14 protein-coding genes and 1 tRNA gene are annotated in these 12,738 nt (G+C 71.6%); 8 read left to right on the top strand and 7 right to left on the bottom strand.

Going from position 1 to position 12,738, the window contains the following annotated elements:
• Positions 1 to 6: 6 nt before the first annotated feature.
• The 3 genes from H9L09_RS03135 to H9L09_RS03130 all read right to left on the bottom strand — a co-directional run bounded on the left by H9L09_RS03135 (position 7) and on the right by H9L09_RS03130 (position 3,107).
• Positions 7 to 426, bottom strand: a complete 420-nt coding sequence (locus tag H9L09_RS03135; RefSeq protein WP_187579298.1) for a PPOX class F420-dependent oxidoreductase — start codon at positions 424 to 426, stop codon at positions 7 to 9.
• A gap of 99 nt (positions 427 to 525) precedes the next feature.
• Positions 526 to 1,380 carry an HAD-IC family P-type ATPase gene (locus tag H9L09_RS21845; RefSeq protein ID WP_281390817.1) on the bottom strand — a complete coding sequence of 285 codons (855 nt, stop codon included), beginning with the start codon at positions 1,378 to 1,380 and terminating at the stop codon, positions 526 to 528.
• The gene (locus H9L09_RS03130) at positions 1,368 to 3,107 is read right to left on the bottom strand and encodes a cation-translocating P-type ATPase (RefSeq protein ID WP_223164196.1); all 1,740 of its coding nucleotides are present in this window, start codon (positions 3,105 to 3,107) and stop codon (positions 1,368 to 1,370) included. The genes H9L09_RS21845 and H9L09_RS03130 overlap by 13 nt, the downstream gene beginning before the upstream one ends.
• Before the next feature lie 100 nt (positions 3,108 to 3,207).
• Here H9L09_RS03130 and H9L09_RS03125 point away from each other — a divergent pair, with 100 nt between their 5' ends.
• The 6 genes from H9L09_RS03125 to H9L09_RS03100 all read left to right on the top strand — a co-directional run bounded on the left by H9L09_RS03125 (position 3,208) and on the right by H9L09_RS03100 (position 8,384).
• Positions 3,208 to 3,381: a hypothetical protein gene (locus tag H9L09_RS03125; RefSeq protein WP_187579297.1), complete on the top strand. Its 174-nt coding sequence runs from the start codon at positions 3,208 to 3,210 to the stop codon at positions 3,379 to 3,381.
• Positions 3,382 to 3,486: 105 nt separating this feature from the next.
• On the top strand, positions 3,487 to 4,293 hold the full coding sequence (locus H9L09_RS03120; RefSeq protein WP_187579296.1) for a hypothetical protein: 807 nt from the start codon (positions 3,487 to 3,489) through the stop codon (positions 4,291 to 4,293).
• Between the two features lie 197 nt (positions 4,294 to 4,490).
• Positions 4,491 to 5,741 carry an AI-2E family transporter gene (locus tag H9L09_RS03115; protein WP_223164195.1) on the top strand — a complete coding sequence of 417 codons (1,251 nt, stop codon included), beginning with the start codon at positions 4,491 to 4,493 and terminating at the stop codon, positions 5,739 to 5,741.
• A 143-nt stretch (positions 5,742 to 5,884) separates the two neighbouring features.
• The gene (locus H9L09_RS03110; RefSeq protein WP_187579295.1) at positions 5,885 to 6,313 is read left to right on the top strand and encodes an SRPBCC family protein; all 429 of its coding nucleotides are present in this window, start codon (positions 5,885 to 5,887) and stop codon (positions 6,311 to 6,313) included.
• Positions 6,314 to 6,364: 51 nt separating this feature from the next.
• Complete coding sequence (locus H9L09_RS03105; RefSeq protein ID WP_187579294.1) at positions 6,365 to 6,988, top strand: cupin domain-containing protein; 624 nt, start codon at positions 6,365 to 6,367, stop codon at positions 6,986 to 6,988.
• Between the two features lie 73 nt (positions 6,989 to 7,061).
• The gene (locus tag H9L09_RS03100) at positions 7,062 to 8,384 is read left to right on the top strand and encodes an adenylate/guanylate cyclase domain-containing protein (protein ID WP_187579293.1); all 1,323 of its coding nucleotides are present in this window, start codon (positions 7,062 to 7,064) and stop codon (positions 8,382 to 8,384) included.
• Between the two features lie 39 nt (positions 8,385 to 8,423).
• Here H9L09_RS03100 and H9L09_RS03095 read toward each other — a convergent pair whose 3' ends face one another.
• The 3 genes from H9L09_RS03095 to H9L09_RS03085 all read right to left on the bottom strand — a co-directional run bounded on the left by H9L09_RS03095 (position 8,424) and on the right by H9L09_RS03085 (position 9,586).
• Positions 8,424 to 8,960, bottom strand: coding sequence for a hypothetical protein (locus H9L09_RS03095; protein WP_187579292.1), 537 nt, complete (start codon positions 8,958 to 8,960; stop codon positions 8,424 to 8,426).
• A 139-nt stretch (positions 8,961 to 9,099) separates the two neighbouring features.
• Positions 9,100 to 9,172 (bottom strand) — tRNA-Lys (locus H9L09_RS03090).
• 78 nt (positions 9,173 to 9,250) lie between these two features.
• Entirely contained in the window at positions 9,251 to 9,586 is a 336-nt protein-coding gene (locus tag H9L09_RS03085; protein WP_187579291.1) for a TraR/DksA family transcriptional regulator, read from the bottom strand.
• 194 nt (positions 9,587 to 9,780) lie between these two features.
• Between H9L09_RS03085 and H9L09_RS03080 the strand changes: the two genes are divergently transcribed.
• Together H9L09_RS03080 and H9L09_RS03075 are read left to right on the top strand one after the other, a co-directional pair.
• Complete coding sequence (locus tag H9L09_RS03080) at positions 9,781 to 10,299, top strand: sigma-70 family RNA polymerase sigma factor (protein ID WP_246456433.1); 519 nt, start codon at positions 9,781 to 9,783, stop codon at positions 10,297 to 10,299.
• A complete protein-coding gene (locus H9L09_RS03075; protein WP_187580637.1) occupies positions 10,296 to 11,042 on the top strand; it encodes an anti-sigma factor in 747 nt (248 codons plus the stop codon). The genes H9L09_RS03080 and H9L09_RS03075 overlap by 4 nt, the downstream gene beginning before the upstream one ends.
• Before the next feature lie 62 nt (positions 11,043 to 11,104).
• Here H9L09_RS03075 and H9L09_RS03070 read toward each other — a convergent pair whose 3' ends face one another.
• Positions 11,105 to 12,688: a phytoene desaturase family protein gene (locus H9L09_RS03070; protein ID WP_187579290.1), complete on the bottom strand. Its 1,584-nt coding sequence runs from the start codon at positions 12,686 to 12,688 to the stop codon at positions 11,105 to 11,107.
• Positions 12,689 to 12,738 lie beyond the last annotated feature (50 nt).

Raw genomic sequence — 12,738 nt, 5'->3', positions numbered from 1 at the left:
CCCCGGTCATCGCAGCAGGCCGTAGGCGTGCGTGGGACGGAGCCGGATGACCAGGCGCCGCTCGCGGACCATCGCGGCGCGGTAGTCGGCCCAGTCGGGATGCTCGCCCTGCAGCGACCGGTAGAGCGCGACCAGCTCCTCGACCGTGTCGTCCTCGGCGGAGGCCGCGACGGCCGAGAGGGTCACGTCGCCTTCGAGCACGGCGTAGGACCAGAAGTCGTCGCCGTTGACGTGGAGCGCCGCCCAGGGCCGACGCCGGAGGTTGGCGTACTTCGCCCGGTCCGCGGTCGTCGAGATCCGGATGATGCCGTCGTCCCCGACGCCGTGCAGCACGTTGGACAGCTGAGGACGGCCGTCGTTGCGCAGCGTGGCGAGGGTCGACTGGTGGTGACGGCGTGCCGCCTGCAGTGCCTGCTCGATCTCCATGCAGCGTGAAGGGGCCCAGGGCCACGGATATTCCGGGCCGGGCCGCCGCCGGGAAGGGGGACCACGCGTCGCGCGCAGGTGGGGCGGCGACTGCCGGGCTCAGCGTTGGTGCGCGGGTCGCGGGCGCCGGGACCGGATCGACTTGTCCAGGGCGTCGACCCCGATCAGGGTCGGGGCGGCGAGCAACGCGATCACCCAGCCGACCAGCGGGGGTGTGCTCTGGTCGAGCACGCGGGCCAGGGGCGGCACCAGCAGGAGCGCCAGGGAGAAGGCCGCGCCCGCGGAGATGGCCGGGACCAGCAGCCGGTTGGTCGACCAGCCGAGGGCGCCGGGCCACAGCGTCGAGCTGCGGCAGGCGAACGCGTTCGCGGACTGGGCGACCACGACGGTCAGGAACGCGGCGCCGGAGGCGGCGGTCAGCTGGTGGCCGGAGGGGAAGGCACTCCCGACGGTCCAGCCGGCGGTCAGCAGGCAGACCACGAACGCCAGCATGGACATCGTCGCCTCCAACGGACCCAGCAGCCCGAACGCCCGCCGCAGCACGGTGCGGTTCATCAGCCGGCCGGTGACCGGCGGGCCGTCCAGCAGGTGCGGTGCCGGTGGCTCGGCACCGAGGGCGACGGCGGACAGGGTGTCGGTGCCGAGGTCGAGGGCCAGGATCTGCAGCACGCCCAGCGCGAGCGGGAAGCTGCCGCCCGACAGCGCCCAGACCAGGAACGGCGTGAGCTCCGCGACGTTGTCGGTCAGGTGGTAGGTGAGGAACCGGCGGATGTTGACGTACGTCGCGCGGCCCTGCTCGATTCCGGCGACGATGCTCGCGAAGGAGTCGTCGAGCAGCACCAGGTCGGCCGCCTCGCGGGCGACGTCGGTGCCGGACCGGCCCATCGCGACCCCGATGTCGGCCTCGTGCAGCGCCGGGGCGTCGTTGACCCCGTCGCCGGTCATCGCGACCACGTGCCCGCGGGTGCGCAGCGCCTTCGCGATCCGGAGCTTGTCCTCGGGGAGACCCGGGCGACGACCAGGCCGTCGTGGTCCAGGTGGGCGGCGAGGATCCGGTCGTTCTCGGGAAGCTCCGCGCCGATCAGGACCGGGGCGCCGGGGCGCCGCAACCCGACCTCGTCGGCGATCGCGGCGGCGGTCGCGGGGTGGTCACCGGTGACCATCGCCACGCTCACGCCGGCGCGGCGGCAAGCAGCCAGGGCCTCGACGACCTCCTCGCGCGGTGGGTCCTCCAACGCGACGAGACCCAGCAGGCGCAGGTGCACGCCGAGGTCGTCGGGGCCGGTGGGGGTGCGGGCGCCGCACGGCCTGGTGGCGACGGCGAGGACCCGGAGCCCGCGCGCGGTGAGCGCCTGCACGACGGCGTGGGCGTCCACGGCGTCCTGGCAGAGCGGCAGCACGCTGTCCGGGGCGCCCTTGACCACCACGGCGTCATCGACCACCACCGACATCCGCCGCAGTCGGGGGTCGAAGGGGAAGCGCAGGTCCACCGGGTGCAGCCGCCGATCCTCGTCGGTGTCGACCCCCTGACGCCGGGCGAACGCGTCGAGGGCGGCCTCCATCGGGTCGCCGTGGGCCTCCCAGGCGCCCTTGGACCGCACCGCGTAGCCGGTGGAGCAGCGCATGCCGGCGATCGCGAGCTCGAGCCCCGGGCCCTGCGCTGTGGGCGCGGACCAGGCGAGCCGTGCCTGCGGGTCGTAGCCCGAGCCGCTGACCGTCACCGAGCCGGCCGGCGTCCAGGCCTCGACGACCGTCATTTGGTTGCGGGTCAGCGTGCCGGTCTTGTCGGTGCAGATGAACGTCGTGGAGCCGAGCGTCTCGACCGCTTCCAGGTTGCGGACCAGGATCTGCCGCTTGGCCATCTGCTCCGACCCCCAGGCCAGGGACAGTGTCACCGTGGGGAGCAACGCCTCGGGCACCAGTGCCACCGTGACGCCGATGGCGAAGACGAAGCCGTCCTGCAGCGAGTTGCCGACGAGCAGCGAGATGAGCAGGAACAGCCCCCCGACTCCGAGTGCGATCGCGGCGACCAGCCGCACCACCTTCTTCAGCTCCCGGGTCAGCGGGGTGTCCGGTTTGTGCGAGGAGGTGGCGAGCCTGGCGATGCCGGCCAGCCGGGTCTCCTCGCCGATGGCGGTGACGACCGCGCGCGCGTCGCCCTCGACGACGAAGGTGCCGGCGTAGAGCGGGTCGTCGACCCGCGCCCCGCGCGGCACGCTCTCCCCGGTGAGCATCGAGGAGTCCACCAGCAGGCGGTTCTCGGTCCGTACGGCGGCATCCGCCGGGATCCGGTCGCCGCTCTCCAGCAGCAGCACGTCGTCGACCACGACGTCGTCCGCCTCGACCACCCGGCGGCGACCGTCGCGCCAGACCGACACCCGGGTCGGCAGCATCTCGCGCAGCCGGTCGGCGGCCCGGTCCGCCCGTTCCTGCTGGATGAAGGCGAAGACCGCGTTCAGCACGATCACCGCCATGATCGCGATGCCGAGCTGGGGGAGGCCCGCGACCAGGGCGAGCAGCGCGGCGACCCAGAGCATCAACGCGAAGAAGTGCGTGAGCTCCCCGGCCAGTCGCCGGGCCGCGGACGGCCGCTCCGGAGCCGGCAGCCGGTTCGGTCCGTGCTCCTCGCGGCGACGGACTGCCTCGGCGGAGGTCAGGCCCTGCGTCGTCGCCACGGACATGACGGCCCCTCCCTTCCCCGTCAGAATGTGACGAAAGGGCCTACGCAGGCAGTGCCCTTGGTCCCGGGCGGTCGACCCCTCCGAGATCTAGCCTGGAGTTGTGAACACCATCCATCTCACCGACTCCGAGCTCGAGATGGCGCGTCATGCCCTCCGGGCCTACTTGGGAGCGTTCAGCCACGACGAGGCCGACATGCATGACCAGATCAGGCAGGTCCTCGCCAAGTTCCAGGCCGCGGACCCCGACGGTGAGGAGCCGCGGTTCATCGCCTGAGTGGTGACCGAGATCTCATGGACTTCGCGGCTCGAAAGCCGGGGTGGTCTGGCCCATGGCGAGCACGGTTGGGTCTCACCCGGGGCACCCCTGACACTGGGTGAAGTGACTGACGAGCACCACAGGATCGACATCAACTGGGTACAGGCTTCGGCCGGTGCTCTGGCCGCTGTGTCCTCCGCGGTGCTGCTCTCGACGATCGGGGTCGCCGGCACGATCATCGGCGCGGCCCTGGGCAGCGTGGCCGCCACGGTCGGCAGCTCGGTCTACTCCCACTACCTGCGCGTGAGCCGGGACCGGGTCGCCGCCGCGGCCCTGGCCCGGGCCCGGGTACGTCGTGCGCAGACCCACCTGGGGGAGGCCGCGGCCGACCTCGCCCAGGACCGGCCGCGCGCCGAGGACCGGCTCGACGCGGCGGAGCAGCAGCTGCAACGGGCCGAGCTCACCCTCGAGGACACCGGGGACCCCGACCCACGGGCGACCTGGCGCGAGACGTTGAGGGGCCTGCCGTGGCGGCGACTCCTGGTGGCCGCCGCCGCCCTGTTCGTGACCGCGATGGTGATCATCGTGGGCTTCGAGATCATTACGGGCCGGGCCGTGTCCAGCTACACCGGGGGAACCGACAGCAACGGACCGCGGACCTCGGTGCCCGGTCTCGTGGGCGGCGACAGCCGTCCGGAGCCGTCACCGAGCCCGACACCCTCGCCCACCCCGTCCGTGTCGACTGAGCGCCCCACGGCGACGCCTACTCCGACGCCGGAGGCGACCCCGTCGGAGGCCCAGACCTCGCCGACGCCGACGCCGTCACTGAGCGCGTCGCAGAGCGGCGTCCCGTCCCCCACGGCCACCTCGGCCACGCCGAGTGCGGTCCCGACCCCGGCTGCGACGGCGCGCTTCACTCCCAGCCGGTAGGCGTCCGGCGCGGGCGGCCGAAGGCCCGGGTGGAACGCGCGACCCGGTGTGCGCACCGCCGCCGGGGGGCCGGGACGTTCGTCTCTTGGCGGTTTGGTCAGGGGGTCTGAGGCTGGGCACATGAGCGGGCGGGGCGCGACCGGGCTTGCTGCTGCCGGAGCGGCGGTGGAACCGGTGCACGTCCGGAAGGACGCTCGGTGACCGGGCCCGAGGGGACACAGCCCGAGGACGTTCCGACCGCCCGGGGCTGGGACCTCGGACGGTTGGTCGACCTGCCACCCGCGTGGTTGAGACGCGGAGTGGTCTTCGTCCTGGCGGCGGTGGCGGCCTACCAGATCGCGCACTGGATGCTGCACAGCCTCAGTGACTTCCTCGCGGTGGTCTTCCTGGCCTGGCTGTTCAGCATCACCGTCGAGCCGGCCGTCGAGATGATGGTCCGGCACGGCCTACGTCGCGGGGCCGCCACCGGGCTGGTCATGTTCGGACTCACCGCATCCGCGATCGCCTTCGTCGGGGTCTTCGGCACGCTCCTGGTCGACCAGCTCACCGGCCTGGTCACCTCGCTGCCCACGCTCATCAGTGACGTGGTGGACTGGGTCAACGGGGTGCTGGGGACGCAGTTCCGGGCCGCCGACATCAACGACTCGCTGCGGTTGACGCCGGATCGGATCCAGCAGCTGGCGCAGGACCTCACCCCCGGTGTCTTCGGCATCCTCTCCTCGCTGGTCGGACTGGTCTTCCAGGCGCTGACCCTCATGCTGTTCGCGTTCTACATGTCTGCGGAGGGGCCGCAGCTGCGCAACACCGTCTCGAGCTGGTTCCCGCCCCGCCAGCAGCGGGTGATCTCGACCGTCTGGGAGATCTCGGTGGAGAAGACCGGCGGCTACGTGGTCTCCCGGCTGATCCTCGCCGTCCTCAGCACGATCTTCACCGGGATCTTCCTCTACCTCATCGGGGTGCCCTACTGGATGCCGCTGGCGATCTGGACGGGCCTGGTCTCCCAGTTCATCCCCACGCTGGGCACCTACCTGGCGATCGCCGTGCCCGCACTGATCGCCCTGGCCGGGCAGCCGATCGACGCCGTCTGGGTCGTGCTCTTCGGCACCGTCTACCAGCAGGTCGAGAACTACCTGTTCGCCCCGCGGGTCACCGCCGCGACGATGCAGGTGCACCCGGCGGTCGCGTTCGGGGCGGTGGTCGTCGGCGCCAAGCTGTTCGGACCTGTCGGCGCCCTGGTCTCCGTCCCGGTGGTCGCCGCGACCCAGGCGGTCATCGAGACCTACGGCCACCGCTACGAGCTGGTCGGCGAGGTTCCCACGACCCCGCCCGATCCGCCGCCGGTGAAGGCGCGTCGCACCTGGACCGGCCGCTCGTTGTGGCGTGGGCGAGGCTCCGGTGCGCGGCCCGCGGGTCCGCCCGACGCCCCCGGCTCGCCACCTCATGGCTGACCGGATCCGGCGGACGCGGAGGACGTCCCGACTTCGATCACCGGGGCCCGATCATCAAGCATGCTTGGCATGTCGTTCGACTCTGTTCGCCTCCGGCCGGTCTTCCTAGCGTGGAGCCGGCATCGAGAGAGGAGCTGAGTGGCATGCAGACCATCGCCCACATCGAGGCACCGGTCGACAGGGTCTTCGACTTCTTCGTCGACCCGAGGAAGCTGGCGGACCTGAACCCGGTCAGCGCGGAGATTCGCGAGCTGAGGATGACCGAGGAGGGAACCGGCACCTACGCCGCCTACCGCACCAAGATCGCCGGGGTGCCGTTCGAGATCTTCGACGTCTACACCGACGTCGTGCCGAACAAGCACATCACCGAGAAGTCCTCGAGCGCCATGGTGGGCACCTGGAAGTACGACTTCGAGCCCGAGGGCACCGGGACCAAGGTGACCCTGGAGCACCGGTCCCGGTCGATCTGGGGCGTGCCGCCCCTGGGCTACCTGGGTGACCTGCTCACCGCCCGCCTCACCGAGTCGTTCATGCGCGGCGTGAAGGAGCGCATCGAGGCCTCGAGCAACTGACCGACCCAACGGCCGTTGCCGGGACGATGCGGTGGATCTAACCTGAAGAACGTGTCGCATCCCGCGTCCACCCCGGTTCTCGACCTCCCGCCCATCCGGGTCGGCGAGATCTGGGAGAACCCTGTCACCCGCGAGCGGGCGCGACTCCTCGAGCTGCCGTGGCAGAACCCGGAGGGTTGTGTCGTCGCGGAGCTCACCGCCATGGTGGGGTCGCGGGTGGCCGGCGAGCATCGACACCCGAGCATGCTCGAGCGCTTCACCGTCCTTCGGGGTGAGCTGACCGTCCTGCTCGACGGCGCCACCTCGGTTCTTGTCGAAGGGCGGACCAGCGAGGTCCGCCCCGGTCAGTGGCACGACTGGTGGAACGCCGCCGACGTCGACGCGCTGGTGCGGGTCGAAGCCCGACCGGGTGAGCGGTTCATGCACGGCATCGAGACCCTCTTCGGGCTCGCACAGCTCGGCCATACCAACGCGAAGGGCATGCCCGATCCTCTCCAGCTGGCCATGTTCGGCCGAGAGTTCGCAGACACAGTCCAGTTCCGAAGCCCGCCGCCCGCTGTGCAGCGGGTCATGTTCGCCCTGCTGAGCGTGGTCGCGAGACCGATGGGCTACCGCGGGACGTATCCACAGCTGTCGCGCACCGTAGACGCACCCCGCGGGCCCGAGCACCCCTAGTCCGGCCCGGTTCCCGGGCACCTGACCCGTTCGTGCCTGTCGCTGTGAGCGGGCGCCGCCCTAGCATCGGCGGGTGGCCGCATCGGACGTCATCTCCGGCCCGCCACGGCTCGGAGCACAGCGGTCGGTCCTCCGCGTGCTCGAGCGGCTGGCCGACCTGGGCGCGCGTCCGGAGGACTCCCACGACGAGCGGCTTCGCCAGGGCACGTTGATCTTCGCGTCGGCGTTGATCACCGTCCTCGCCACCGTCTGGGTGATCACGTACTCCGGCTACGGCTACCCGGTGTCGGCGGCGATTCCGGCCTTCTACCAGCTGGTCACAGTCGTCGGGCTCGTCGTGCTGGCGCGGGGACGGCGGTTCGACCTCTTCCGGACGACGCAGTTCGTCGCCTATCTGCTGCTGCCCGGTCTCCTGCAGGTCTCCCTCGGCGGCTTCGTGGCCTCCAGCGCCATGGTCCTGTGGTCGATCTTCACCCCGCTCGCGGCGCTCGCCCTGCTGGGTCTGCGCCGTTCGGTGGTGTGGCTGGTGGTGTTCTTCGCCGAGCTCGTGGTGCTCGGGCTGCTCGACGCACGGTTCGCCCGGTCACCGGCGGTGCTGCCCACGAGGTTCGTCACCACCTTCTTCGTGCTCAACGTCGTCGGGGTCACCCTCTGCGCGTACGTGATGCTGGGGTACTTCGTGGAGCAGCGGGAGCGGGCGCACCGCGCGCTCCAGGCGGAACGGGAGCGGTCGGAGCGGCTCCTGCTCAACGTGCTGCCCGGGCCGATCGCCGAGCGGCTGAAGCGCGACAGCGGTGCGATCGCCGAGCACCACGACGCGGTGAGCGTGCTCTTCGCCGACCTCGTGGGCTTCACCGAGCGGTCGGTGGTGATGGCCGCCGAGGACGTCGTGGACCTGCTGAACGTGATCTTCTCCGCCTTCGACCGGGTCGCCGACGCGGAGGGCGTGGAGAAGATCAAGACGATCGGCGACGCGTACATGCTGGCCGGCGGGCTGCCCGAGGCACGCCCGGACCACCTCGAGGCGGTCACCCGGGCCGCGCTCGCCATGCGGGACGAGATCGGCGCAATCGCCCGCCGGACCGGCCAGGACTGGCTCTCGGTGCGGATCGGCATCGACTCGGGCCCGGTGGTCGCCGGGGTGATCGGCCGGCGCAAGTTCATCTACGACCTGTGGGGCGACACCGTGAACACCGCGAGCCGGATGGAGTCCCACGGCACACCGGGTGAGATCCAGGTGACCGAGCGGGTGGCCACCGCGCTCGGCCCTGAGTTCGCGATCCGGCCCCGCGGCACGATCCAGGTGAAGGGGAAGGGCCCGATGGCGACCTTCCTGGTCGACGCCGCCGCTTCGCGCGCCGAGCCTGGTCGAGCCGCTTCAGGCCGTCGGCCCTAGTGCCAGAGGCCGCCCGGCGATCGCCGGTCGTCCGTTCGCTCAGTGCAGGGCGACCTTCAGCAGGGCCACCAGGATCCCGATTCCGGCGCCGACTGCGGCACTCGCGGCCCTGCCCCAGGTGCCCAGGCCGCTGCGGGCACCGGCCAGGTAGCTGTAGCCGGTGAGCAGGGCGATGGTGGCGATCAGCGCCACCCAGGCCGCGGTGCGAAGCGACGCTCCGGCGATCTCGGCGACAAGCAGGACGAGGATCGGCAGCACGGAGGCGCCGGCGATCGGCCAGGTCTCCCTGACGGCCGACCGCAGCGCCACCAGGGGGTGGTGACCGTGGGCGACGGAGGAGCCGAGCGTGCGGGCATGCAGATGGGCCAGCCAGTAGATGAGCACAGTGCCGAAGATGGCGACACACAGCTCGGCGGTGGACTGCACGTGCCCGGCGCCGTAGGCGATGACGGCGGCGCAGACCACCGTGCCCGTCAGGATCCCCTCACCACCGCTGATCAGGCCGAGGGGATCCCGCCGGGAGCGCCCGCGGGCCTGCACGTCGGTCGTCGGTGGAGGGTCCCGGTCGTCGGTCATGGACCATCCCTACACGGGAAGGGCCTTCCGCGCCCCTGCCGAAGGACCACTGTTGACGGCGCTGGGATACGGCACCCGACCGACGTCCGGCTCGCAACCGAAGATGGCCACCGCATGAGGGGGCCCGAACTGGAATGGGTGCGCCATCAGGGACTCGAACCCCGAACCCGCTGATTAAGAGTCAGCTGCTCTGCCAATTGAGCTAATGGCGCGTGAAGCGAGAGGAACTCTAGCAGCGCATCGCGCGGCCAAGAAATCGAGGCAGTGCCGGCGGGCCCGCCCCGGCCAGGTCAGCGGCGGGCGGCGTCCTCGACGCAGAGCACCGCCCAGGGGAGTGCCTCCAGCCGGCCCTCGGGAATCGGCTTGCCGCAGACGTCGCAGCGGCCGTAGCTGCCGTCGCCAACCTTGGCCAGTGCCCGGTCCACGTCGGCCAGGGTGATCTGGAGCTGGTCGTAGGCCGCCACCTGTGACAGCCGTTCCACGGCCATCGACGTACCCTCGCCGACCCGCTTGCCGAAGGAGATCGAGCCCTGTTCCTCCGGCTTGGCCGACCAGGCTGCGAGCTGGGACTCCAGCTCCGCCTTCTTGGCGCGCAGGGTGCCTTCGACCGTGCCGGTGTCATTCATCCCCCCATCATGACCCCCGACGACGACCGAGCGGCAATCTGCGTCTGGCGGCGGTGCCAAGAACTTTTTGCCCGCACCCATCCATGGCGGGCGCACCGGCGAACTAACCTCAGGCTGTGAACGAGGAGGAGAACATGGCGGAACCGGGCTTGCGGCTCGTTTCGTCCACGGAACCGCCGGACGTCGACACGTTGATGTCACAGGTGGCACGCGGTGACTCGCAGGCGTTCGAGGCGTTGTACGACGCCTTGTCCTCCGCGGTGTACGGCGTGGCTCGACGGGTCGTCCGCGACCCGGCGCGCGCCGAGGACGTGACGCAGGAGGTCTTCCTCGAGGTCTGGCGCAAGGCGGCCGGCTTCAACCGGGACCTCGGGCGCGGCAAGACCTGGGTGATGACCATCGCGCACCGCCGCGCGGTCGACGCCGTACGCCGCAACGAGGCCGCCAAGCGCAGCGACCAGCAGGCCGCACCCGACGAGGTGGTGCACGACGAGCCGGGGGAGGCCGTGATCGCCGCCGAGGAGCACGGCGCGGTCCGGGACTGCCTGCAGACGCTCACCGACCTGCAGCTGGAGTCGGTGCGGCTGGCCTACTTCAACGGCTACACCTACAACGAGGTCGCGACTCTCCTGGAGAAGCCGCTGCCCACGATCAAGACCCGGATGAGAGACGGACTGATCCGTCTCCGCGACTGTTTGGAAGGGGCGTCATGAGCACCGAGCTGCACACTCTCTCCGGCGCCTACGCACTCGACGCGCTGAGTGCCGAGGAAGCGGCGGCGTTCCGCACCCACCTCGAGGCCTGCGCGGTCTGCTGCGAGGAGGTCCGCGAGCTGCGTCAGGCCGCCGCCTCGATGGGCGCCAGCGAAGCGGTCGTGCCGCCGGCCTCCCTCAAGGCGCGGGTGCTGGCCGCCGCCGACCGCACCCCCCAGCTGCCGCCCCCGGTGACCGAGCAGACCGCGCCGGTGGCGGAGGAGCGCGCCCCGGTGGTCGAGCTGGCCGCGGTACGTCGTCGTCCGCGTCGCACCTGGCTGGCCGCAGCGGCCGCGGCGGTGGTCCTGGTCGGCGGAGGTGCCATCGGGATCGCCCAGCTCGGCGAGGACCAGACGCCGATGGCGGCCGGGGTGTCCGAGGTCTTCTCGGCCGCGGACCACCACGAGGCCTCCGTGGACACGCCGTACGGCCAGGTCCGGGTGGCCACGTCGCCCGGGCGCAACGAGATGGCCGTCGACGCACGTGACCTCAAGCCGCTCGAGGCCGGCAAAGTCTACCAGGTGTGGTCGATCACCGGGGAGCTGCCGAGCCCGGTGATCGCGCTCGAGGGCAAGGTGAAGGGCGCCTCGATGCCGATGCCGCCGAAGGGTACGAAGGTGGCGATCACCATCGAGCCGGCGGGCGAGCCGGCCAAGCGGCCGACGAGCGACCCGATCGTGGAGGTCGACCCCTCCCAGGTGTGAGCCGTCCGGCTCCCGGCCCCTCGCGGGTCGGGAGCCGCGGCATTGCCTGGCGGCGGGCGGCGTCAGCCCGACCGGCGCGCCTCGAGCACGGCCTGCGCCGCGTTGTGGCCGCCGATGCCGCTGACGGCGCCGCCGCGCCGGGCACCGGAGCCGCAGAGCAGGATGTTGGCGTGCTCGGTGGCCACGCCCCAGCGCTGCGCCGGCGTCTCCAGCCGGGCCCGGTTCGGGGCCCACGGCCAGGTCAGGTCGCCGTGGAAGATGTGCCCGCCCGGCATCGCCAGCGCCTCGTCGATGTCCTGGGGCGCCTTGGTCTCCAGGCACGGGTGGCCGTTCTTGTCCAGGACGAGCAGCGACTCGATCGGCTCCTCGAGGTGCTCGTTGATCGCGTCGAGCGCGTGCTCGGTGGCGCGGTCGCGCTGGCCGTCGAGGTCGGTCGCGAACAGCCGGGCCGGGGTGTGCACCCCGAAGTAGGTGAGGGTGTGCAGGCCGTCGACGGCCAGGGTGCCCATGATCGAGGGGTCGGTCAGCGAGTGGCAGTAGATCTCGCCGGGCTGCACGGTCGGCAGCTCGCCGGCGGCGGCCTGCTGGTAGGCCTCCTCGAGCTGGCTGTAGTCCTCGGCGACGTGGCAGGTGCCGGACAGGGCGACCTTGGGGGTCACGCCGGACTTGAACCGGGGGAGCCGCTCCACCAGCAGGTTCACCTTGAGCTGCGAGCCCTCGGGGCGCTCGCCGGGGTCCTCGCCGAGCAGCACCTGCAGCACCCACGGTGCGACGTTGGAGAGCACGAAGTCGCACTCGGCCGACTGCCACCGATCCCCGGCGTGCCAGGTGACCGTGGCGGTGCTGCCGTCGGTCTCGATGCCGCTCACCCCGGCGTTGGTGACGATGGTCGCACCGGCGTTGCGGGCCGCGACGGCGAGCGCGTCGGTGACCGCCCCCATGCCGCCGACCGGCACCCGCCACTCGCCGGTGCCGTTGCCGACCAGGTGGTAGAGGAAGCACCGGTTCTGCACCAGGGACTCGTCGTTCATGCCCGCGAAGGTGCCGATCAGGGCGTCGGTGGCGACCACACCGCGGACGGTGTCGTCGGCGAAGCGCTTCTCGATCGCCGCCCCCAGCGGCTGCTCCACGAGCTGCTCCCAGGTGTCGGCCTCGACCATCTCCCGGACCTGGCGGGCGGTGCGCAGCGGCTCCAGCAGGGTCGGCGCGACCACCTCGGCGAAGTCCGACACCTCGCCGTAGAACCTCCGCCACGCGTCGTACTCCTGGTCGGACCCGGTGAGGCTGCGGAACGACTCGGCGGTCGCCGCGGCCTCCGGGCGCTCGACGAGCAGGCCGGTGTGCCGGCCGTCGCGGACCACCGGGGTGTACGACGCGGTCGTCCGCGAGCGGAGCTCCACGTCGAGACCGAGGTCGCTGATGATCTGCTGGGGGAGCAGGCTGACCAGGTAGGAGTAGCGCGACAGGCGTGCCGGCAGGCCCGCGAAGGCCCGGGTGCTGACGGCCGCGCCGCCGGTGTGGTCGAGCCGCTCGAGCAGCAGCACCGAGACGCCGGCCTTCGCGAGGTAGGCGGCCGCGGTCAGGCCGTTGTGCCCGCCGCCGACGATGATCACGTCGTACTTGTCGGAGAGCTGCTGGGAAGTCACGGTGGCACGCTACCGAACCGCGCCCCCCGGCCCCGGGAATGGTTCCCCCT

The organism is Nocardioides mesophilus (genome assembly GCF_014395785.1).
Lineage (GTDB): Bacteria > Actinomycetota > Actinomycetes > Propionibacteriales > Nocardioidaceae > Nocardioides_B > Nocardioides_B mesophilus.
Note: the sequence above shows the minus strand (reverse complement) of the source record. Positions and strands in the feature narration are given on the sequence as shown.

What these genes read in the sequence shown, in the direction of transcription:
- H9L09_RS03135 (WP_187579298.1), bottom strand. Translation starts at nt 426, where the DNA reads ATGGAGATCGAGCAGGCACTGCAGGCGGCACGCCGTCACCACCAGTCG.
- H9L09_RS03130 (WP_223164196.1), bottom strand. Translation starts at nt 3,107, where the DNA reads ATGTCCGTGGCGACGACGCAGGGCCTGACCTCCGCCGAGGCAGTCCGT.
- H9L09_RS03110 (WP_187579295.1), top strand. Translation starts at nt 5,885, where the DNA reads ATGCAGACCATCGCCCACATCGAGGCACCGGTCGACAGGGTCTTCGAC.
- H9L09_RS03095 (WP_187579292.1), bottom strand. Translation starts at nt 8,960, where the DNA reads ATGACCGACGACCGGGACCCTCCACCGACGACCGACGTGCAGGCCCGC.
- H9L09_RS03085 (WP_187579291.1), bottom strand. Translation starts at nt 9,586, where the DNA reads ATGAATGACACCGGCACGGTCGAAGGCACCCTGCGCGCCAAGAAGGCG.
- H9L09_RS03080 (WP_246456433.1), top strand. Translation starts at nt 9,781, where the DNA reads ATGTCACAGGTGGCACGCGGTGACTCGCAGGCGTTCGAGGCGTTGTAC.
- H9L09_RS03075 (WP_187580637.1), top strand. Translation starts at nt 10,296, where the DNA reads ATGAGCACCGAGCTGCACACTCTCTCCGGCGCCTACGCACTCGACGCG.